This is a genomic window from Clostridium sp. CM041, from assembly GCF_055081035.1.
Genome location: NZ_CM143648.1, coordinates 2,390,538 through 2,411,628 on the forward strand (window position 1 = coordinate 2,390,538; position 21,091 = coordinate 2,411,628).

The following is a 21,091-nucleotide window of genomic DNA, read 5'->3' on the forward strand; positions in this document are numbered from 1 at the left end:
ATTATCAAACTATATGTCTAAGTTAAGCACACCTTTAGCATTTTCTTGTATAAACTCTCTACGAGGTTCTACTTTATCGCCCATAAGAATAGTGAATATTTCATCCGCTGCCATTGCATCCTCGACCTGTACCTGAAGGAGTATACGATCTTCAGGGTTCATTGTCGTATCCCAAAGTTGGTGTGCATCCATTTCCCCAAGACCTTTGTATCTTTGTATATCAGTGTTATTATCTTTTCCTCCTATTTCTAAAAGCAAAGCTTTTAATTCCTTGTCAGTATATACATAATGCTCTTTTTTAGCTTTAGAAACCTTATATAGTGGAGGTTGAGCTACATATACGTGTCCTTGCTCTACTAATTCTTTCATGTATCTATAGAAAAATGTTAGTAATAAAGTTCTAATATGTGCTCCGTCTACGTCCGCATCCGTCATAATAATAATACGATCGTACCTTATTTTTTTTACATCAAAATCCTTTCCTATACCAGCACCAAAAGCGGTTATCATAGCCCTAATTTCTAGAGATGCGAGCATTTTATCAATTCTTTGCTTTTCAACATTCATTATTTTTCCTTTAAGAGGAAGTATAGCTTGGAATCTTCTATCTCTACCCTGTTTTGCTGAACCACCCGCTGAATCGCCCTCCACCAGATATATTTCACATTCCATAGGATCTTTCGAAGCACAATCTGATAATTTCCCTGGAAGTGTAGTACTTTCTAGTACAGACTTTCGTCTTGTAAACTCTCTTGCTTTTTTTGCCGCTTCGCGAGCTCTTGCTGCATTTAATGCTTTATCAATTATGTTTTTACCGAGTTGTGGGTCTTCTTCTAGAACATTACTGATAGACTCACCAACTATACTATCAACTATACCCCTTACCTCACTATTACCAAGTTTAGTTTTTGTTTGACCCTCAAATTGAGGATCAGTAAGCTTTATAGATATTACTGCTGTAAGACCTTCCCTTACATCTTCACCTGATAGATTTTTATCATTTTCCTTTAAAAATCCAAATTTTTTAGCATAATCATTTACTACTCTTGTTAATGCCGACTTAAAACCAACTAGGTGTGTTCCACCTTCCACAGTATCTATGTTGTTAGCAAATGAAAATATATTCTCTGTGTATGTATCGTTGTATTGTAATGCTATTTCAACAACATAATCATCCTTATTACCTTCCATGTATATGGTCTCATGAATTGTTCCTTTATTTCTATTCAAATAATCTACAAAAGATTTTATTCCCCCCTCATACAAGAAATCATGCTTTTTCTCTTCTCGTTCATCTTCAAGGGTTATTCTTAAACCTTTATTTAAAAAGGCCAACTCTCTAAGTCTTTGAGACAAAGTCTCAAAATCAAAATCAATTTCTTCAAAAATTTCTGGATCAGGGGTAAAGAACACTTTTGTTCCATGTTCCTGCGTTGTTCCTATATTTATAAGTGTACTAGTAGTTTTACCCTTTGAAAAAGTTTGTTTCCATATGTCTCCATCAACTTTAACTTCTACTTCACAAATCACAGACAATGCATTAACTACGGATGAACCAACACCATGAAGACCACCTGATACTTTATATGCCCCACCACCAAATTTACCACCTGCATGTAATACAGTCATTATAACTTCTACAGTGGGTATTTTCATTTTATGATGCATTCCTACGGGCATACCACGACCGTCATCTATAACAGTTATAGAATTGTCTTTGTGTATAATTACATTAATATTTTTACAAAAACCTGCTAAGGCCTCGTCAATACTATTGTCTACAATTTCATAAACTAGGTGATGAAGACCCCTAATGCTAGTGCTACCTATATACATACCAGGCCTTTTTCTTACAGCTTCTAATCCTTCAAGTACTTGTATTTGACTTTCGTCATAAATATTATTATTTTCCATGTATATCCTCCTAACTTACTCTAAAGCGCATAATATACAGTTTCTGTTCTTTTGCATAAAGTTGAAGATGATATTGGTGATATATATATTTTACTTTTTTTATCTACCTCTGCAATTACAAAAGATTTAGCAATATTTTTTGTTATCCGTTCTACAAAACCATCTTCTTCCGCCATTCTTAAAAATTGGATAGTGTCCGAACTATACATAGTAGTTTCCATGTCAAATATACCTATAATGTCTTTTATAGGCACTACTACATTTTCCCCTAAATGTAAAAACATATAATATCCTCCTTGATAATACATTTTACTTTATTTGACTCTACGTCATTTGTTTTACTTCACCTGACATAACTTCAAATATCTTACTTTCTGAGTTTAAATATTTTCTTATATCATTAATTCCGTTGCATGTAATTAATGTTTGAACTTCTTTTATAGATTTTAATATATATTCTTGCCTTTTTGTATCTAATTCAGACAAGACATCATCAAGTAATAAGACTGGGTATTCTCCAGTTAGTTCTTTTATTATTGCTAGAGCTCCAAACTTAATTGTTAAAACTGAAGTTCTCTGTTGACCTTGGGATCCAAATATTCTAGCATTTATACCATTAATATCTATGGAAAAATCATCCCTATGTGGACCTATTGATGTAGCTTTAGTTTCTATATCTCTTTTCCTATTTTTACATAAAAGTAAGTAAAAATTTTCTCGTATATTATCTAACTCCTTAATAGGTGTTAAATATTTAATATCTATTACTTCACTTTTAGATGTTATATTGCTATGTATTGTTTTTGATATTTTGTTTAATTTTTCTATATAAGTTATTCTATCTTTTATTATAATTGCACCAAATTCACTAAGTTGCTTATCATATACATCTATAATATCATCATTTGTATTCCATTTTTTTATAGTCAAGTTTCTTTCATTTAAAATTTTTTTATATCGCGATAGACTATAGTAGTAACGACGACTTAACTTACAAAGCTCTATATCTAAGAATTTTCTCCTGTATGATGCAGATTCTTTAACAATATTTAAATCTTCGGGTGAAAACATAATCACATTGAAACTTCCTACTAACTCGGAGAGTTTTTGAACTTTTATAGAATTTATATTAACTCCTTTTCTACCTTCTTTAAAAATCTTTATTTCTATTTTTTTATCTAATCTAGTTTTACACACATAAAGCTTTATATATGCCTCTGTGCCGTTCCAATTTATCAATTCCTTATCTCTATTCGTTCTGTGAGACTTAGCTAAACTACAATAATAAATAGCTTCTAAAATATTTGTTTTTCCTTGTGCATTATCCCCTACAAATACATTAGTACCTTTATTTAATTCTATAAATAATTTATTATAATTCCTGAAATTTTGAAGTTGTAAATATTTTATATGCATACAATCACCTATTATGATTATAACATATATATATAAGTTTATTATTTTATATATATAAATAACTTCTTATAAATTTTATTATTATATACATAAATTGTGCACCGGAGATTATTTTAAAATTTTCCGGTGCATTCATATAATTTAAATTATTTTATAAGTTTCGCCGTTAAACTCAATTATATCGCCTTTAGATAATTTCTTACCTCTTTGAGTTTCTATTTCTCCATTTACTTTAATATCCTCGTTTTTGATATAAAATTTTGCTTCTGAACCTAAACAAGCTATCCCAGCCCATTTTAGAAAAGAATCTAATTTTATTATATCTGTTTCTATTTTTATTTCATTCATTTCAAAACCTTCTTTTTCAAATATTATTAAAAATATACTTTAATTAATTATTATTAGCTCTTATTCTTACTGGCAATACCATATAAGTACAATTGTTTTTTTCTTTATTTTTTACAACACAAGGATTAACTCCACTAGAAAACTCCATAATTATCTCTTCTTCCTCCATTATTTTTAGAAGTTCTATTAGGTATTTTGAGTTAAATGCAATTTGAAGAGACTCTCCTTGCAAAATTATATTTATTTCTTCTCTAGCCTTTCCCAATTGAGAATTAGAAGTAATTATCATGTTATCTTCTTCTATGTTGAATTTAACTAAATTGGTATTTCCCTCTTTTGCCATAAGAGAAGCCCTTTCTATGCAGCTTAATAATTCATGTCTTTTAGCTGTAATTTTTAGATTATATTCCTCAGGTATTATTGAGCTATATTTTATGAATTCACCTTCGAGCAATCTCGATATAACCTTCGTTTTTCCAATATTAAATAAAATATGATTTGGTGTGAATGTTATATTAACGTTCTCATCTGTTTCTTCTAGTATTTTTGATACTTCACTTAATGTCTTACCTGGAATTACAGCATTTATATTAAAATCATTATCTACTGGTTCACTTCTAAATGCAACCCTATAACCATCTAAAGCTACAAGATTAAGTTTTTTATCTTTTATTTCAAATAAGACTCCTGTAAGAATTGGTCTAGTCTCGTCTTGCGCAACTGCAAAAATAGTACCTTTCATCATGTTTTTTAATACTTTTTGAGAAATTGAAAAGATCATGTTCTCTATTATATTTGGTAAATTGGGATAATCATCACTATTCATATGTATTATAGTTGCATATGATTTTTGGCAAACGATTTTAATAGAGTTATTTTCACTTGTTGCTATCTCTATTGCACTATTGGGTAATTTTCTTATGATTTCACCAAAAAGCTTAGAATCTAAAACTACACTTCCATCTTCCATAACCTCTGCATTAATTTTAGCCTCAATGCTTAAATCAACATCAGAGCCTATAAGAGTTACTTCTCCGTTCCTAGCAGTTATTAATATACCTTGTAATACGGGTAAAGTTGATTTTCCTGTAATAGCTTTTTGAACGTTTGAAATTGCTTCTTGTAATATACTTTTTTCACATATAAATTTCATATAATAAAGACCTCCTTATCCACATGGGAAATTTATTAAAGATAGGTAAGATAATAATAAATTATTAGTAGTAATAGTAGTAGGGGCTGTTGATATGTTAAGAACCTATCTTAGACTATAAGCTGCAACAATGCTAGGTAGAAATGTTTGTGGATAAGTATGCAAAAAAAAATCACAGTTATCCACAATATCAACAGCTAAGTTTTATGTATTATTTTATACACAGGATTATATATATATAGTATCAACACCTGTTAATATCGCAATTATACTATTTTTGACTTATTTTTTTAGTTAGTTCTGCTATGTTATCTTGTAAATTTTCATCTTCTTTAAGACCATTAGATATTTTCTCACATGCGTGGATTACAGTTGTATGATCCCTACCTCCAAATTCTTCGCCTATTTTAGGGAGAGACATATCTGTAAGCTTTCTGCACAAATACATTGCGATTTGTCTAGGAAATGTTATGTTCCTAGTTCGCCTTGAAGATTTAAAATCCTCAATTTTTAAATTGAAATAGCTAGAAACTATATCTTGTATTAACTCAATAGTTACTTGTTTTGAATTTCTACTAGAAATAATATCTTTGAGTGCTTCTGATGCCAAATCTATACCAATTTCTTTATTAGTTAGGGAAGAAAAAGCTACAATTCGAATAAGAGCGCCTTCTAGCTCTCTTATGTTAGATTTTATTTTAGTAGCAATATACACCAATACTTCGTTTGGAATATTTAAATTCTCTATATCTGCTTTTTTCTTCAAAATAGCTATTCTAGTTTCAAAATCCGGTGGTTGTATATCAGCTATAAGACCCCACTCAAATCTAGACCTCAATCTATCCTCTAGAGTAGGTATTTCTTTAGGTGGTCTATCACTAGATAAAATAATTTGCTTATTTGCTTCATGAAGATCATTAAATGTATGGAAGAACTCTTCTTGCGTACGTTCTTTACCTGCAATAAATTGAATATCATCAATTAGAAGTACGTCCACATTTCTGTACTTGTTCCTAAATTCTACGTTTTTGTCGTCTTTAATAGAATTGATAAGTTCGTTTGTAAACTTTTCAGAAGAAACATAAACAACCTTAGACTTTGGGTTGTTTGCTAATATATAATGACCAATAGCATGCATTAAATGCGTTTTTCCAAGACCAACCCCTCCATAAATAAATAGTGGGTTATAAGCTTTCGCAGGGGATTCAGCTACAGCAAGTGATGCAGCGTGAGCAAACCTATTACTATTGCCAATTACATAAGAATCAAATGTATATTTTGGGTTTAGTGTTGCAGACATTTCATCATTAAATATTATATTATTTCTAGTAGCTTCTCGTTTCGCTTTAGGTGTTTCAATTTCGGCTACGTCCTCAGATAATATAAAGAATTCTATTTTATATGTTTTAGAAGTAATCAATTTAACAGCATTCATTATTAAATCTTTATATCTATTTTCAAGAATGTCTTTGGTAAAATTATTAGGAACACCTAATTTAAAAGTATTATTATCTAAGGCCATAGGTTCTATACTTTTAATCCAAGTATTAAAACTAACCTCTGTAAGTTCACCTTTTATTATACTTAAAGTTTTTTCCCAGATATCTTTAATTTGGGTGCTCATTGCCTACCCTCCAGTTCAAATAAAAAAATTTTATGTAAAAACAAACAATATATAAACAACTTTATAAACAAAGTTATAAGCAATAAATTAATACATTGTAGGTTGTTGATAAATAGCATTAAAAATATACACATGTTAATAACCATGCTTATAATTTTAATAGGACTTAAATTGTTAACAATACAAAAAAAAACTATTAACATATTAAATTAGAAATAAATCTGCTTATATAGCTAAAAATAGATAAGCAAAAGAAGTTTAATACAATATTGTAGTAGTTATTAACAGTTTTGTCCACAAGTTGTGAATAACTTTATCAATAAACAGGTTATTCACAGTTCTTTCTTATATAATATCAAAAAATAACAAGGTGTTCAAGAAGTTATCCACAAAAAAACATGTAAATATAAAAAATATTAACAATAGTAATAAAAATGCTTATCTTGACATTAAGATGATGTGACTATATAATCTAATAGTAAAACTGTAAAAATGCGATTGAAAGATGATTGCTACAATGTATGGTTTAAATAAGGAGGTGTAGCAGATATGTTCATGACTTACCAACCTAAGAAAAGACAAAGAAAAAAAGAACACGGATTTAGAAAGAGAATGAAAACCGCTTCTGGCAGAAACATTCTTCAAAAAAGAAGACAAAAAGGTAGAAAAAAATTGACAGCATAAAGGCCGCTAATGTGGCCTTTTTCTGCAATTTGCGGAAAAGAGGGCGGCTAATATTAATATTAATGTTAAGAAATATAGAATAAGAAAGAATACTGAATTTAGAACAGTATATAGAAGAGGAAAATCGTTTTCTAACCAATTATTAGTATTATATATTTATAGAAATGGTAAAGATATTAATAGATGTGGAATATCCGTTAGTAAAAAGGTAGGAAACAGTGTAATTCGCGGTAGAGTTAAAAGATTAATAAGCGAAAACTATAGGCTTAATAATGTAGGATTAAAAACAGGATATGATTTAGTGTTTATTGCAAGGAACCCTTCTAATTCTAAAAATTATAAAGAAATAGAAAGTGCTTTGACTAAACTACTTAAGAAAGCTGGTTTAATTAATAATGAAAAAAATACTTATACTGGGAATTAAGTGTTATAAAAAATATATATCACCGTTTAAGAGGCCTTGTTGTATATTTTACCCTACATGTTCTCAGTATACTTTAGAAGCTATTGAAAAACACGGAGCAATAAAAGGGTCTGTTATGGGAATAAAGAGAATACTTAGATGTCATCCTTATAATAAGGGCGGCTTTGATCCAGTTAAATAACCACTTGGGAGGTTTTGTATTTGAAATTACAGTTTTTAAGTGATCCACTTTCAAAGTTCTTTTTCTTGATACATAATGGAGTGAATACGCTTATACCAAATAATGATATATCATTTGGATTAACAATAATTATATTTACAGTTATAATAAGAGTAATATTATTGCCATTAAGTATTAAACAAACTAAATCAACGGCTAAAATGGGTGCAATTCAGCCAGAAATGAAGAAAGTTCAAGAAAAATATAAAAAAGACCCACAAAAATCTCAGCAAGAAGTAATGAAGCTATATAAAGAAAATGGAGTAAATCCAATGGGTGGATGTTTACCAATGCTTGTTCAAATGCCTATTTTATTTGCTTTGTTTTATGTGTTTAACAACTTAGATATGCAGGGCGCTGGGTTCCTATGGATGAATGATTTAACAAAACCTGACCCTATATATATATTACCAATATTGTCTACTGTTACAACATACTTTTCATCAAAACTTATGCAACCACCAGGAGATGCTGCTAAATCTAAACAGACTTCAACAATGAATACAGCAATGGCTATTTTTATGGGATTTATGAGTCTTAAATTTAAAGGTGCATTAGTATTATATTGGGTAATAAACAACTTATTACAAGTTGTTCAAACTTTAGTTATAAATAAAATTGAACTTCCAAAAAAAGAAAGTTAACGACATTTTAGAATGATAGTCTCCCAGTTTCATAGGTGGGAGTCTAAATTTCCTTCTGAAGTCGTTAATGTTACAGCATCGAAGATGATGATTTAACACAAGTGCCTAATTTTGATATTTAGAAAGGCGGGTGAAGTGTGGTATGAAGAATATAGAAATTATGGGGAAAAATGTAGAAGATGCAATTAATAATGCGTTGATGCAGTTAAAAGTTACAAGAGATAAAGTAAAAGTGGAAACACTTGATGAAGGTAGCAAAGGGTTTTTAAATATCATAGGGGTAAAACCTGCTAAAATAAGAGTTACAGTTAAGAGAGATAGCTTAAATGAAGCTAAAACTTTTTTAATGGAAGTATTGCAGTCTATGAGTATGAAAGCTGAAGTAAACCTTAAATATGAAAATAATGAAATAAAGATTGAATTAATCGGACCTAATATGGGGCTATTAATAGGATATAGAGGCGAGACTTTAGATTCACTTCAATATCTTATAAGTTTAGTTGTAAACAAAAATCATGATGAAGAGTATAAAAGAGTAACATTAGATACTGAAAATTATAGAGCAAAAAGAGAAGAAACTTTAAAAAGACTTGCATCAAAAATTGCCTATAAGGTAAGGATTAGTGGTAGAATATTAAAACTTGAGCCTATGAATCCTTATGAGAGAAGAATAATACACTCTACACTTCAAAATGATTCATATATTTATACTTATAGTGAAGGTGAAGAGCCCTATAGAAGAGTTGTAGTTGATTTGAAGAAAGCCTAAGGGCTTTTTTTTTAAATTTATGAAACTAAGCTCAATATTAATTATAAAATTAGGAGGTCATATTTAATGAAAGAATTTGATACTATAGCTGCAATAGCAACTAGTATAGGAGAAGGTGGTATATCTATAATTAGAGTATCTGGTGATATGTCTATAGATATAGTCGATAGTATATTTATAGGCAAAAATAATAGAAAACTTCATGATTTAAAATCTTATACTATGAGATATGGACATATTATTGATAAAAATGGTAGTAGACTTGATGAAGTTATTATTTCCTATATGAAAGGCCCTAAAAGCTTTACTGCAGAAGACACTATTGAGATAAATTGTCATGGTGGAGTAGTTGGAACTAATAGAATTTTACAAGAGGTTATTCTCGCTGGAGCAAGAATGGCAGAACCTGGTGAATTTACTAAAAGAGCATTCTTAAATGGTAGAATTGACTTAAGCCAGGCAGAAGCAGTTATAGATATAATAAGAGCAAAGACAGATCTAAGTATGAAGTCAGCTCTTATGCAATCAGAAGGTTCAATTTCCAGGGAAATAAAAAAAATAAGAAATAAATTACTTAGTGTAATTGCAAGTATAGAGGTTACAGTTGATTACCCTGAAGAGGATATTGAAGAAGTAACTGCAGAAAAAGTTAATGAAGATGTTATTGATATAATTAGTGAGATAGATACACTTTTAAGTACGGCTGATGAAGGGAAAATTCTAAGAGAAGGCCTAAGCACTGTTATAGTTGGGAAGCCAAATGTAGGAAAATCATCACTTCTTAATGCCCTCGTTAAAGAAAAAAGAGCTATTGTTACAGATGTACCCGGTACTACAAGGGATGCAATAGAAGAGTATATAAATATTGAAGGTATACCAGTTAAAATAGTAGATACTGCAGGAATTCGCGAAACTGAAGATATAGTTGAGAAAATTGGAGTAGAAAAATCAAAGGAAAAAATTGATGAGGCGGATTTAGTTATCTTAATATTAGATTCAAGTAAGAAATTAAGTCATGAAGATAGAGAAATTATTAAATATATTAAAAACAAAAAGTATATTGTACTCTTAAACAAAAGCGATTTAGGTGGTAAAATAGAGATAGAAGAATTACAAAGTCTAAAATCTAAGTATATAACTAATGTTTCAGTAAAAACAGGTGAAGGATTAAATCATGTTAAAGAATATATAAAAGATTTATTCTTTAAGGGTGAGATTAAAACTGAAGGAATATTTGTTACAAATAATAGACATAAGCAATCTTTAATAAGGGCAAAGGAAAACTTAGAATCTTCATTAAATGCACTAGAATATACATTAGCTATAGATTTGGCATCAATTGATATACGAAATGCATGGATAAGTTTAGGTGAAATTACAGGAGAAGTTTTAGAAGAAGATATTATACATAAGATATTCTCAGAATTTTGTTTAGGAAAGTAGGGATAAATATGAAATATGATGCAGGAAATTATGATGTTATAGTTATTGGAGCCGGTCATGCAGGTTGCGAAGCGGCACTTGCAGCTGCAAGAATAGGGTGCAAGACTTTAATTTGTGCTATAAATTTAGATAGTGTGGCTTTGATGCCATGTAACCCCAATATCGGTGGAACGGCTAAAGGGCATTTAGTAAGGGAAATAGATGCTCTTGGTGGTGAAATGGGAATAAATATTGATAATACATATATACAATCAAGAATGCTAAACAAATCAAAAGGACCAGCTGTATTCTCGTTAAGAGCTCAAGCGGATAAAAAAGCATATGGACAAAGGATGAAACATGTAATAGAAAATCAAGAAAATTTGCAATTAAAACAATTAGAAGTAATATCTATAGATGCACCAAAAGGAAAAATAAAGGGTGTATGCACGAAAAATGGCGCATATTTTACTACTAAGGCTGTTATTATAGCTTCTGGAACGTATTTAAAATCAAAGGTTATTATTGGAGATTGTTCTTATAATGAAGGACCTAGTGGATTACTTCCAGCTAATGAACTTTCTAAATCTTTAGATGATATGGGTATAACTTTAAGAAGGTTTAAAACAGGAACTCCAGCTAGAATAAACAAACGGTCAGTAGACTTTTCTAAAATGGATGAGCAAGTTGGTGATGAAGAGGTAGTTCCATTTTCATTTATTAGCGAAGATATTAGTAGAAATCAGCTATGCTGCTATTTGACTTATACAAATGAAAATACTCATAATGTAATTAGAAAAAACATTCATAGATCACCGCTATATAATGGATCAATTAAGAGTACTGGTCCTAGATATTGTCCGTCTATCGAAGATAAAGTAATGAGATTTACAGATAAAGAAAGGCACCAAATATTCATAGAACCTGAAGGTGAGAATACTCAGGAAATGTATGTTCAAGGTATGTCTAGCTCACTTCCAGAGGAAATTCAGGTGGAAATGCTAAAAACAGTACCTGGACTTGAAAATGTAGAAATTATGAGAACGGCCTATGCCATAGAATATGACTGTATAGATTCAACCGAGTTAAAACTTTCACTAGAATTTAAAAATATTCAAGGTTTATTCTCAGCGGGTCAAATAAATGGTAGCTCAGGATATGAAGAAGCTGCTTCGCAGGGGATTATTGCGGGGATTAATGCTGCACTTACTATTCAAAATAAGGATCCATTAATATTAAAAAGATCTGATGGATATATAGGTGTTTTAATTGATGATTTAGTTACTAAAGGCACTAATGAGCCATATAGGATGATGACCTCAAGAGCAGAGTATAGATTGTTGCTAAGGCAAGACAACGCTGATTTAAGGTTAACTGAAATAGGGTATGGAGTAGGCCTTGTTAAAGAAGATAGATATGAAATATTTAAGAAAAAGAAGATGCAAATTGAAGAGGAAATTGAGAGAATAAAACATTTGCAAATCACAAATAAAAAAGAAATTGAGGAATTTTTAATTTCTTGTAAGTCTACTCCACTGAAAAAGCCTATTAGTTTATACGAGCTTATAAAAAGACCTGAACTTGATTACTATATAGTTAAAAAACTGGATGAAGATAGACCTAAATTAAATAAGTATATACAGCAGCAAGTTAATATCGTTTCAAAATATGAGGGGTATATCCAGAAACAATTAGATCAAATTAAGCAATTTAAAAAGTTTGAAAACAAAATCATATCAAAAGATATAAATTATGACAATATAAAGGGATTAAGGATAGAAGCTATGCAAAAACTAGGTAAAATAAAACCAGAAAGTATAGGTCAAGCTTCTAGAATATCAGGTGTTTCTCCTGCGGATATGTCTGTTCTAATGATATATCTTGAGCAACAGAAAAGACTTAACGTTAACCAACAATAAAAAAACATGGAGTTGAGATATGAAATACTTTGATATATTAAATAAGGCTAGCAGTAACGAAGGACTTGAATTTAGTGAAAAAAAATACGAGCAATTTATGAAATATAAAGACCTTATAAAGGAATGGAATGAAAAAGTAAATTTGACTGCTATAAAAGAAGATGAAGAAATAGTAAAGAAGCATTTTATTGATTCTATGAAGGTTTTTAAGTTTGATCAGCTAAAGAATGCAAAGAATGTTATAGATATAGGTACTGGAGGAGGGTTTCCAGGCATTCCTATGAAAATAATAAAACCAGAAGTAAATATAGTTTTATTAGATTCACTGAATAAGAGAGTTAAATTTTTAAATGAAGTAATTAACTCTCTTCAACTAGAAAATATTAAAGCTATTCACGGTAGAGCAGAAGATTTTGCACAAGAAATACAATATAGAGAAAAGTTTGATGTTGCAGTATCAAGAGCTGTTGCTAATTTAACAGTCCTAAGTGAATACTGTATACCTTATGTAAAGGTTGGAGGATATTTTGTTGCAATGAAGGGTCCTGCAGTTGAAGAGGAAATTAAGCAATCTAAAAATGCAATTAGGATGCTTGGTGGACGAATCGAACATATAGAAAAGGTACAAATTGAAGATAGTGATTTAAATCATAACCTGGTAATAATAAGTAAAATATCGCGAACACATAGGAAATATCCTAGAAAAGCAGGAATGGTTACTAAAGAGCCTTTATTTTAACGACATTTCAGAAGGAAAGTCGCCTACTTCTATAAGTGGGAGTACCTACTATAAGTAGGAGTTACTTGCCCTAACAAATAGAAAACTTCAGTGGTGGTATAAATATCCTTCTGAAGTCGTCAATGCAGCTTCTTGAAGCTGTTTCAGCTCCGCAGGAGATGATTTAACGACAGCACCACAAGTGATGATTACAGCAAACTGGGATAAGTAATGTTATAATTTGTCGTACGAAAGAATAAAAAAAAAGAAGGAAATAAGATAAAAATGGAGAATTGTTAATAAAAGGTAATAAAAAGGAAAAATTGAGGGATGGTATATTATGAAAAGTAATGTAAATCACGTATCTATAGAATTAATTTCTCCAAATGTTTATCAGCCTAGAAAGCATTTTAATGAAGAAACTATTGAAGAACTATCACAATCAATAAAGGCTTATGGGATAATTCAACCGCTAACAGTTAGAAAAATTGGGGAGAATAGGTATGAACTAGTAGCGGGAGAGAGAAGACTAAGAGCAGCAAAAAAAATAGGGCTTGAACAAGTACCAGTAATTATTATAGATATTACAGATAAAGATTCCGCAGCAATTGCGCTATTAGAAAATTTACAAAGAGAAGATTTAAATTTTTTAGAAGAAGCTATAGCTTATTATAATCTTATTCAAGATCATTCTTACACGCAAGAACAGTTAGCACAAATGATAGGAAAAAAACAATCAACGATTGCAAACAAATTAAGGTTACTAAAATTGGACAATCAAATAACAAGTATATTGATAGAAAATAAGCTTACTGAAAGACATGCTAGAGCATTGCTGAGATTAACTGATATAAAAATTCAAAAGAAAGTACTTAAAATAATTGTTGATAAATCGCTTAATGTTAAAAATACAGAAGAACTTATTGAAAAAGAACTATTGAAGTTATGTAGAGATGGAGTGCTTGTTAGTGGTAAGAAAAGAATCAAAGGAATTTTTGCGCCTAGAGTATATATAAATACTATAAAACAAGTTTTTGATAAGTATGGAATAAATGCAGAATACAAGTCTAAAGAATTAGAAGATAGTATAGAAGTAATAATAAGAATACCTAAAAAATAGACATTAAAAACAGAATGTTTCACGTGAAACATTCTGTTTTTTTAATGTTATTTTGGAAAATTCAAAAAAGTACTATTAAAATATTTAACATAAATATATAATGAACTATATAGCAAAATCAAAGTACAAGTTATAAATTATAAAGTATAGTTTATATTACCTGTAACCTATATAAATTATAAGTTATTGGGGTCTATACAACTTATAAACTATAGAAACACAAATAATATTATGAAGGGTAAGTGTAGCCATGAAAACCATATGTATCTTTAATCAAAAGGGAGGAGTAGGCAAAACTACTACAAATATAAACCTATGTTCTTATTTAGCTATGCAAGGGAAAAAAATATTAACAATAGATATTGATCCTCAAGGAAACACTACAAGTGGATTAGGATTTGATAAGAAGCAAATAAATTTATCAATATATGATTTATTAACATCAGACATTTCAATTAGAGATACTATAAAAGAATGCGAGTTAGTTAATAATTTGTATTTATTACCTTCTACGATGGAACTTGCAGGGGCAGAAGTAGAATTGATTAGTATAGATAATCGTGAAAATAAGCTAAAAGAAAAGCTAAAGGAAATTGAAGGTGAATTTGACTATGTATTTATAGATTGCCCACCTTCGTTGGGTATTTTAACCATAAATGCACTTACAGCCGCAAATAGCGTGCTTACACCTATTCAATGTGAATTTTATGCTTTAGAAGGTGTGGGGCAATTAGTAAATACAATCCAATTAGTTAAAAAATCTTTAAATAAAGAATTAGAAATTGAGGGTATAATTCTTAGTATGTATGATAATAGAACAAAACTTTGTAATGAGGTTGTATCAGAAGTTAAAAAATATTTCAATGATAAAGTGTATAAAACAACGATACCTAGAAATGTTCGTCTAGCTGAATCTCCAAGTTTTGGATTGCCAATTATGTTGTATGATGATAAGTGCAAAGGAGCAGAAGCTTACGAAAAATTGGCAAATGAATTTTTAAATAGACAAAGGAGATGTTAAATATTGAGTAAAAAATTTGGATTAGGTAAAGGGTTAGGAGCTTTAATACCTGAAGAAGAAAGTACAGAAGATAGTTCTAATGTTCTTAAAATATCTATGAATTTGATTAAAGCTAATAAAGATCAGCCGAGGAAAAGCTTTGATCCTGAAAAAATATCTGAATTATCACAATCAATAAAAGAACATGGAGTTATTCAACCTATTATTTTGAATAAAGAAGATGATGTATACATAGTAGTAGCGGGAGAAAGAAGATTTAGAGCAGCGAAAAATATTGGGCTCGCAGAAATACCTGCAATCATTATGAATATAAACAACAAAGAAGTACTAGAAATATCATTAATAGAAAATATTCAAAGAGAAGATTTAAACCCAATTGAGGAAGCTATAGCTTACAAAAAATTATTAACAGAATTTCATCTTACTCAGGAAGAAATAAGTAAAAAGGTTTCCAAATCTAGAACAGCTATAACAAATTGCATGAGATTATTAAACTTAGATGAAAGAGTTCAAGATTACATAATAGATGGAGTAATTTCGGAGGGACATGGAAGGGCAATACTCGGCATAAGTGATAGACAGATTCAGTATCAAATTGCTCAAATGGTTATAGATGAAAATCTTAACGTGAGAGAAACAGAAAGGTTAGTAAAGAACTTTGGAAATGAAAAGCCACAAAAAGTAGTTAAAAATGAAAATGATATATATTATAAAGATATAATGAATAAATTAGAAAATCGTTTTGGTACTAAAGTTATTATAAATTCTAAGAATAAGAGTAAGGGTAAAATAGAAATTGAGTATTATTCAGAAGAAGATTTTGAAAGAATTTTAGAGGTTTTTAATATATAATGTTTCACGTGAAACTAATGGAGAGGATGTAATTTAAAATGAAAAGTATCATTAATTTTATAAAGAATGAACAGATTTATATAGTAATAGCTCTTATGATTATTGTATTTATGCTAATAATAATAATTATAATAACCTATGCATTTTTAAATAAATTAGAGAGAAGATACAGAAAATTGATGAGAGGTGTAAATAATAAAAATTTAGAAGAAGTGGTTATATCTTATTTAGACAAAATTGACGAAGTTAAAGATGAAAATGAAGTTATAAAACAAAGGTATGAACAAATAAGTGGGGAACTGAAAACTTGTGTGCAAAAAACTTCAATGATAAGATATAAAGCATTTGATGATATGGGAAGTGATTTAAGTTTCTCTATAACATTGATTGATGGAAATGGTAATGGTGCTATATTAACAAGTATTTATGGTAGAAATGAGAGTACTACTTACGCTAAACCCATAGATAAAGGAATATCTAGGTATGAATTATCTCAGGAAGAAAGTGAAGTTTTAGAGCAAGCTATAAATTTAAATAAATAAAAAAGTATATATTGCGATTATGCATTTACTTCACGAAGAACTACAAATTTTATTTTTCATTAATCTGGTAAAAAACATAAAGTCGCTGTATCCCAAACATATGTTTTTCTTAACCTACCTTAATTAAAGATAACTAAGAAGTTCTTCTAAAGCTCGCTTCAATGTATTATACGCGATATATACTTTTTTGCGCATAAAAATCAACCTTTAACGTCTTTTATATTGAAATCATCATAAATGGAATTTATTTTTTTTTCGCTTGCAATTTTGAGTATTGAATGGTATAAACCAGTGGATATAGCATCGGCAAGCATCATTACTGTATATAATCTTGTATTTTGAAGAACCATAAATTCAAAGGATCCAGATATATTTACAACGCCCGTTATGCTTAAATCGCCCACCTTAGGTAAATCTTTATTCATAGCAGCGCCAGGACTTAATGGTTTTTCCTCAATAATAATTTTCCCTACATTTTGCAAACTTCCAAGGCAGGCATCTATTGCAATAATGTAAGGGTTAGTATAGGAATGGTTAATTTCATCAATTGTTTCACATAAATTTTTTGCATGGACTGGACATTCAAGACTACCGTAAATATGAAGTCTATTTCTAACTAAAAATTTAAGTTTATTTCCAACAAGGGGTCCTAAACTATCACCAGTAGATCTGTCGGTACCAATACATAAAATAACAATAGGGCGTGAGCATTTTGCTATGGGGAAAATATATTGACTTATAATATTTCTTAACTTAAAAGTGCAATCTCTGGACATAGAATCTAAAATAAATTTATCTACCATAAAAAAACCTCCTATTCGGATATTAACCATTTAGGAGGTTTTCTATTCTATAAAACTTCAACTTTTTTCAATATATTATAAAAAACTAAAAAAAACATACAGAATAGCATCCCAACAATACCATTTGCTCTTAATCCTATAAATATAGAAGCGAGAACTGCTACGGGGTGAATGCCTAGTGATGAAGACACAATCTTGGGTTCTATAATTTGTCTTACTATAGTGATAATTATATAAGATATCAAGAGGCCTAAAGCAGCTACATAATTATTAGATATAAAAAATATTATTATCACAGGAAGATATATAGTTCCTATACCGAAAATAGGCAGTAAATCAAATAATCCACATAATACACTCAGAGTTACAGCATACTTAACTTTAAAAACTAAAAAAACAATTAATGTTTCTAAAAATGTTATAGTGATTATCAGTAAGTAAGAAAGTAAATAATTCTTAAGCATCTTTTTTGATTCATCAAATATGGAATGTAATCTATCTTCATTTTTGCGGGGAATTAAATCAAACTTTTTTTTGCTTGAAGATGACAAATCTTTTGTGAAGAAATAAGTAGTAAGTAAAGTAAATAATAAAACCATTAAAATATAAGGTATAGTAGATACAAAATCTAGAGTTTGAGAAAAAATCTTTGTGGATGCATTCATGCTAATATTTATAGTCTTGGTTATATAATTAGTAATATTTGACTCAATATTACTTACCACGTTTGGATCTAAAGTTTTATAATAATTTTGTAAGTTACTAAAAATATTAATTACAATGTCTTTGTTTAAAGTTATATATGATTGGATGTTTTTTCCGAGTAGTATCGATTCTGAAGTCAAAGTAGTGATGATTAAAGATAATAATACAACAATTACAGCGAAAAATATGGTTGTAGTAAATAATGAAGCTATAGTGTTTTTAAGTTTGAATTTTTTCATCAAAAATTTTGTTGGTATCTTAAGTAGTGAAGCTAAAATAAAAGCAAATACAAAGGGAAGGGTGAAACCAATAGTTCCGAAAAAGATTACAAAAACAAATGTATACAAAACAAAAAATATAGCTAGTTTATCAATTTTTTTTAGAATATTTTCCATGTAAATAAAATCACACCTTTCTAATGGTAGTATTGAGGGCGTTAAGGGTATAATTGATGTCTTTAATATCATTAAAGGGGCCAATGCCAAATCTTAAAGTACCAGATGGATATGTTCCAATGCTTTTATGAGCCAGGGGCGCACAGTGAAGGCCGGTTCTTGTTGTAATGCCATATTCACTATCTAGAATAAACCCTAATTCGGAATTGTCGATTTTTGTTGAATTAACAGAGATGGTAGCGGTTCTTTTAGAACTATTCGTGAGACCATAGACATTAACAGAGGATATATTCAGAAGCCCCTCTATAAAATTTTTGCACAAATATTCTTCGCTTTCGCGAATAAAGTCTAAACCCTGGTCATTAATAAAATTAATACCTTCTAAAAGGCCAGCTATACCGGGAGCATTTAGAGTCCCGCTTTCAAATTTATCAGGCAAAAAATCTGGTTGAACAATACTAGATGAAAGACTACCAGTCCCACCTTCTATAAATGCAGTGCATCTTTCATTTAAATTATCATCAATTAAAAATCCACCGGTGCCTTGAGGTCCTAGTAAACTTTTATGGCCTGTAAAAGCTAGGGCATTACAATTTAATTTATAGAAATCTATTGGTAATATTCCGGCAGTTGGCGCAGTATCTATAACAAAATAAATGCCCTCATCCTTACATATTCTACCAATGGATTCCAAAGGCTGAATACTTCCAATGATGTTAGAAGCATGTGAGAGAACTACCAATTTTGTATTAGGCTTAAGTGTATTTACAAAATCGTCTACATTAATTAAGCCTTCTTTTGAGCAAGGGACAATATCTAAGTCTATAATGCCTTTTTCGCAAAGGGAGTTTAATGGTCTTAAAGTAGCGTTATGATCCATTGAAGAAGTTATTACATGCCAGCCTTTTTGGCATGTAGATTTTATAAGTATATTTAAAGAAGTAGTAATATTTGATGTAAAAATTACATTCTCAACTTTATCAAAGTGAAAAAAATCCATTAAAGCATATCTACAATTTAAGATAACTCTATTTCCGGCAAGTGAAGTTGTAGATACACCTCTTCCTGGGTTTGAACCTATATTCATCATATAATTCATCATTGAATTATACACCGCGGGTGGTTTAGGAAAGGTAGTGGCTGCATTATCTAAATATATTTTCATGATTTCCTCCAATATTACACAATGATTTATTAGTATATTCTATATAAAATATAGAGGCTATTAATATTATGTATAACAAGTTAAATTTTGTTTTCATACAATTAAGACTATAAATAGTTTATAATAAAATTAGATAAATAATAAAATACACTTTTTATAAAATATATTAGAAGTTAGAAATTTAATTTGACATTATGAAATAATATACAATGATGCATTATAAATACATAATTTTGAATTAATATATTATACAATATTATAATCTAAAGTTATGTAAATGTATATGAAGTGATTAATATTATGATATGGAAGTAGGGTGGAAAATATTGAATAAATATTATATAGTAACATTTCAAAATACACATGAAGCCATGAAAGCGGAAAGAGAAGCGCTGCGACAGCAGGTGAAGGTAGTAGTTATTCCTACGCCTACATATATAACTAAAAGTTGTGGGATTAGTTTAAAAATAGAGGATGAGGATATTCAAATTATAATTGAGCTAATTAAGTTAGAAAAGATAAAGGTAAAAGAAATTTTTGTACGGGATAAAGAAAGTGTAAGAGTTATGACAATATAGTAATAATAAATTAAAGGCGGGATGTTTAATGAAGGTATTCAATTTAGGAGATATTGTTGAAATGAAAAAAACTCACCCTTGTGGCAGCAAGAATTGGGAAATCATTAGGTTAGGTGCGGATATAAAAATAAAATGTTTAGGTTGCGCTCGGATAGTAATGCTTCCAAGGATAAAATTTGATTCTGGTGTAAAGAAAACTATAAAAGAAAATATACTAAATAAGTAAATAAAAAGGAATTACTAAAGAAAAAGCACCTATAAAGAAATAATTACTTGATTAATGCATAATTAAATGATATAATCTATTATTGTAATCCCTGCCGTGCAATGCATGGCCGTTAGTCCGAGGGGAGGAGGTGAAATTAATGAGAAAATATGAAACTATATTCATATTACATCCTTCATTAGACGAAGAAGCTGTTAAAGCTAACGTTGAAAAGTTTAAAGGTGTAATAGAAAATAATGGTGGAGAAATTGAAAATGTTGATGCGTGGGGCAAAAGAAAACTAGCTTATGAAATACAAAAAGTTGGTGAAGGTCACTATACATTAATCAATTTCAATGCAAAACCTGAATTACCGAAAGAATTAGATAGAGTATTCAGAATTACTGACAGTGTTATAAGACATATCATAATAAATCCAGAAAAATAGGT

General features: G+C 29.6%; 24 protein-coding genes. 15 read left to right on the forward strand and 9 right to left on the reverse strand.

The genetic code is table 11. The features are described from left to right. Positions 1-9: 9 nt before the first annotated feature. The 6 genes from gyrB to dnaA form a co-directional block, all read right to left on the reverse strand. Positions 10-1,914, reverse strand: a complete 1,905-nt coding sequence (gene gyrB / locus ACWJJT_RS11145; protein WP_462954757.1) for a DNA topoisomerase (ATP-hydrolyzing) subunit B — start codon at positions 1,912-1,914, stop codon at positions 10-12. A 20-nt stretch (positions 1,915-1,934) separates the two neighbouring features. Further along, positions 1,935-2,198 (reverse strand): extracellular matrix regulator RemB, encoded by a 264-nt coding sequence (gene remB / locus ACWJJT_RS11150; protein ID WP_165411855.1) that lies wholly within the window; start codon positions 2,196-2,198, stop codon positions 1,935-1,937. Positions 2,199-2,238: 40 nt separating this feature from the next. Beyond that, the gene (gene recF, locus ACWJJT_RS11155; protein WP_462954758.1) at positions 2,239-3,330 is read right to left on the reverse strand and encodes a DNA replication/repair protein RecF; all 1,092 of its coding nucleotides are present in this window, start codon (positions 3,328-3,330) and stop codon (positions 2,239-2,241) included. A 141-nt stretch (positions 3,331-3,471) separates the two neighbouring features. Further along, positions 3,472-3,678, reverse strand: a complete 207-nt coding sequence (gene yaaA, locus ACWJJT_RS11160) for a S4 domain-containing protein YaaA (RefSeq protein WP_462954759.1) — start codon at positions 3,676-3,678, stop codon at positions 3,472-3,474. A gap of 43 nt (positions 3,679-3,721) precedes the next feature. Continuing rightward, positions 3,722-4,831: a DNA polymerase III subunit beta gene (gene dnaN / locus ACWJJT_RS11165; RefSeq protein ID WP_462954760.1), complete on the reverse strand. Its 1,110-nt coding sequence runs from the start codon at positions 4,829-4,831 to the stop codon at positions 3,722-3,724. A 271-nt stretch (positions 4,832-5,102) separates the two neighbouring features. Further along, positions 5,103-6,455, reverse strand: a complete 1,353-nt coding sequence (gene dnaA, locus ACWJJT_RS11170; RefSeq protein WP_462954761.1) for a chromosomal replication initiator protein DnaA — start codon at positions 6,453-6,455, stop codon at positions 5,103-5,105. 549 nt (positions 6,456-7,004) lie between these two features. Between dnaA and rpmH the strand changes: the two genes are divergently transcribed. The 12 genes from rpmH to ACWJJT_RS11230 all read left to right on the forward strand — a co-directional run bounded on the left by rpmH (position 7,005) and on the right by ACWJJT_RS11230 (position 16,790). Beyond that, positions 7,005-7,139 (forward strand): 50S ribosomal protein L34, encoded by a 135-nt coding sequence (rpmH, locus tag ACWJJT_RS11175; RefSeq protein WP_165411850.1) that lies wholly within the window; start codon positions 7,005-7,007, stop codon positions 7,137-7,139. Between the two features lie 58 nt (positions 7,140-7,197). Then, a complete protein-coding gene (gene rnpA / locus ACWJJT_RS11180; protein ID WP_165411863.1) occupies positions 7,198-7,563 on the forward strand; it encodes a ribonuclease P protein component in 366 nt (121 codons plus the stop codon). Beyond that, positions 7,535-7,744: a membrane protein insertion efficiency factor YidD gene (gene yidD, locus ACWJJT_RS11185; RefSeq protein ID WP_462954762.1), complete on the forward strand. Its 210-nt coding sequence runs from the start codon at positions 7,535-7,537 to the stop codon at positions 7,742-7,744. The genes rnpA and yidD overlap by 29 nt, the downstream gene beginning before the upstream one ends. Positions 7,745-7,764: 20 nt before the next feature. Continuing rightward, the gene (yidC, locus tag ACWJJT_RS11190; RefSeq protein WP_462954763.1) at positions 7,765-8,427 is read left to right on the forward strand and encodes a membrane protein insertase YidC; all 663 of its coding nucleotides are present in this window, start codon (positions 7,765-7,767) and stop codon (positions 8,425-8,427) included. 142 nt (positions 8,428-8,569) lie between these two features. Then, positions 8,570-9,196, forward strand: coding sequence for an RNA-binding cell elongation regulator Jag/EloR (gene jag / locus ACWJJT_RS11195; protein WP_462954764.1), 627 nt, complete (start codon positions 8,570-8,572; stop codon positions 9,194-9,196). A 66-nt stretch (positions 9,197-9,262) separates the two neighbouring features. Beyond that, a complete protein-coding gene (gene mnmE, locus ACWJJT_RS11200; RefSeq protein ID WP_462954765.1) occupies positions 9,263-10,639 on the forward strand; it encodes a tRNA uridine-5-carboxymethylaminomethyl(34) synthesis GTPase MnmE in 1,377 nt (458 codons plus the stop codon). A gap of 8 nt (positions 10,640-10,647) precedes the next feature. Beyond that, the gene (gene mnmG / locus ACWJJT_RS11205; protein WP_462954766.1) at positions 10,648-12,537 is read left to right on the forward strand and encodes a tRNA uridine-5-carboxymethylaminomethyl(34) synthesis enzyme MnmG; all 1,890 of its coding nucleotides are present in this window, start codon (positions 10,648-10,650) and stop codon (positions 12,535-12,537) included. Positions 12,538-12,556: 19 nt separating this feature from the next. Continuing rightward, positions 12,557-13,276: a 16S rRNA (guanine(527)-N(7))-methyltransferase RsmG gene (rsmG, locus tag ACWJJT_RS11210; RefSeq protein WP_462954767.1), complete on the forward strand. Its 720-nt coding sequence runs from the start codon at positions 12,557-12,559 to the stop codon at positions 13,274-13,276. Positions 13,277-13,595: 319 nt separating this feature from the next. Then, entirely contained in the window at positions 13,596-14,375 is a 780-nt protein-coding gene (gene noc / locus ACWJJT_RS11215) for a nucleoid occlusion protein (protein ID WP_462954768.1), read from the forward strand. 250 nt (positions 14,376-14,625) lie between these two features. Then, positions 14,626-15,396 (forward strand): ParA family protein, encoded by a 771-nt coding sequence (locus tag ACWJJT_RS11220; protein ID WP_462954769.1) that lies wholly within the window; start codon positions 14,626-14,628, stop codon positions 15,394-15,396. Positions 15,397-15,399: 3 nt separating this feature from the next. After that, the gene (locus ACWJJT_RS11225) at positions 15,400-16,248 is read left to right on the forward strand and encodes a ParB/RepB/Spo0J family partition protein (RefSeq protein ID WP_462954770.1); all 849 of its coding nucleotides are present in this window, start codon (positions 15,400-15,402) and stop codon (positions 16,246-16,248) included. Positions 16,249-16,286: 38 nt separating this feature from the next. Further along, positions 16,287-16,790 (forward strand): DUF4446 family protein, encoded by a 504-nt coding sequence (locus ACWJJT_RS11230; RefSeq protein WP_462954771.1) that lies wholly within the window; start codon positions 16,287-16,289, stop codon positions 16,788-16,790. A 200-nt stretch (positions 16,791-16,990) separates the two neighbouring features. Here the strand turns inward: ACWJJT_RS11230 and yyaC are convergent, their stop codons facing one another. The 3 genes from yyaC to ACWJJT_RS11245 are packed head-to-tail and all read right to left on the reverse strand — an operon-like array spanning position 16,991 to position 19,858. After that, entirely contained in the window at positions 16,991-17,593 is a 603-nt protein-coding gene (gene yyaC / locus ACWJJT_RS11235) for a spore protease YyaC (protein WP_462954772.1), read from the reverse strand. Positions 17,594-17,640: 47 nt separating this feature from the next. Further along, entirely contained in the window at positions 17,641-18,693 is a 1,053-nt protein-coding gene (gene ytvI, locus ACWJJT_RS11240; RefSeq protein ID WP_462954773.1) for a sporulation integral membrane protein YtvI, read from the reverse strand. A gap of 10 nt (positions 18,694-18,703) precedes the next feature. Next, positions 18,704-19,858: an aminotransferase class V-fold PLP-dependent enzyme gene (locus ACWJJT_RS11245; RefSeq protein ID WP_462954774.1), complete on the reverse strand. Its 1,155-nt coding sequence runs from the start codon at positions 19,856-19,858 to the stop codon at positions 18,704-18,706. A gap of 326 nt (positions 19,859-20,184) precedes the next feature. Between ACWJJT_RS11245 and ACWJJT_RS11250 the strand changes: the two genes are divergently transcribed. From ACWJJT_RS11250 to rpsF, 3 genes are all read left to right on the forward strand, one after another. Next, positions 20,185-20,436 carry a DUF3343 domain-containing protein gene (locus ACWJJT_RS11250; RefSeq protein ID WP_462954775.1) on the forward strand — a complete coding sequence of 84 codons (252 nt, stop codon included), beginning with the start codon at positions 20,185-20,187 and terminating at the stop codon, positions 20,434-20,436. Between the two features lie 28 nt (positions 20,437-20,464). Beyond that, the gene (locus ACWJJT_RS11255; protein WP_462954776.1) at positions 20,465-20,662 is read left to right on the forward strand and encodes a DUF951 domain-containing protein; all 198 of its coding nucleotides are present in this window, start codon (positions 20,465-20,467) and stop codon (positions 20,660-20,662) included. Positions 20,663-20,801: 139 nt separating this feature from the next. Continuing rightward, entirely contained in the window at positions 20,802-21,089 is a 288-nt protein-coding gene (rpsF, locus tag ACWJJT_RS11260) for a 30S ribosomal protein S6 (RefSeq protein WP_165411835.1), read from the forward strand. Positions 21,090-21,091 lie beyond the last annotated feature (2 nt).

Coding starts and splice junctions, on each gene's coding strand:
- remB (WP_165411855.1), bottom strand. CDS start 2,198: ATGTTTTTACATTTAGGGGAAAATGTAGTAGTGCCTATAAAAGACATT.
- dnaN (WP_462954760.1), bottom strand. CDS start 4,831: ATGAAATTTATATGTGAAAAAAGTATATTACAAGAAGCAATTTCAAAC.
- ytvI (WP_462954773.1), bottom strand. CDS start 18,693: ATGGAAAATATTCTAAAAAAAATTGATAAACTAGCTATATTTTTTGTT.
- ACWJJT_RS11220 (WP_462954769.1), top strand. CDS start 14,626: ATGAAAACCATATGTATCTTTAATCAAAAGGGAGGAGTAGGCAAAACT.
- jag (WP_462954764.1), top strand. CDS start 8,570: ATGAAGAATATAGAAATTATGGGGAAAAATGTAGAAGATGCAATTAAT.
- rpmH (WP_165411850.1), top strand. CDS start 7,005: ATGTTCATGACTTACCAACCTAAGAAAAGACAAAGAAAAAAAGAACAC.
- mnmE (WP_462954765.1), top strand. CDS start 9,263: ATGAAAGAATTTGATACTATAGCTGCAATAGCAACTAGTATAGGAGAA.
- rsmG (WP_462954767.1), top strand. CDS start 12,557: ATGAAATACTTTGATATATTAAATAAGGCTAGCAGTAACGAAGGACTT.
- rpsF (WP_165411835.1), top strand. CDS start 20,802: ATGAGAAAATATGAAACTATATTCATATTACATCCTTCATTAGACGAA.
- gyrB (WP_462954757.1), bottom strand. CDS start 1,914: ATGGAAAATAATAATATTTATGACGAAAGTCAAATACAAGTACTTGAA.
- recF (WP_462954758.1), bottom strand. CDS start 3,330: ATGCATATAAAATATTTACAACTTCAAAATTTCAGGAATTATAATAAA.
- yidD (WP_462954762.1), top strand. CDS start 7,535: ATGAAAAAAATACTTATACTGGGAATTAAGTGTTATAAAAAATATATA.
- mnmG (WP_462954766.1), top strand. CDS start 10,648: ATGAAATATGATGCAGGAAATTATGATGTTATAGTTATTGGAGCCGGT.
- ACWJJT_RS11230 (WP_462954771.1), top strand. CDS start 16,287: ATGAAAAGTATCATTAATTTTATAAAGAATGAACAGATTTATATAGTA.
- yaaA (WP_462954759.1), bottom strand. CDS start 3,678: ATGAATGAAATAAAAATAGAAACAGATATAATAAAATTAGATTCTTTT.
- noc (WP_462954768.1), top strand. CDS start 13,596: ATGAAAAGTAATGTAAATCACGTATCTATAGAATTAATTTCTCCAAAT.
- ACWJJT_RS11255 (WP_462954776.1), top strand. CDS start 20,465: ATGAAGGTATTCAATTTAGGAGATATTGTTGAAATGAAAAAAACTCAC.
- yyaC (WP_462954772.1), bottom strand. CDS start 17,593: ATGGTAGATAAATTTATTTTAGATTCTATGTCCAGAGATTGCACTTTT.
- ACWJJT_RS11245 (WP_462954774.1), bottom strand. CDS start 19,858: ATGAAAATATATTTAGATAATGCAGCCACTACCTTTCCTAAACCACCC.
- dnaA (WP_462954761.1), bottom strand. CDS start 6,455: ATGAGCACCCAAATTAAAGATATCTGGGAAAAAACTTTAAGTATAATA.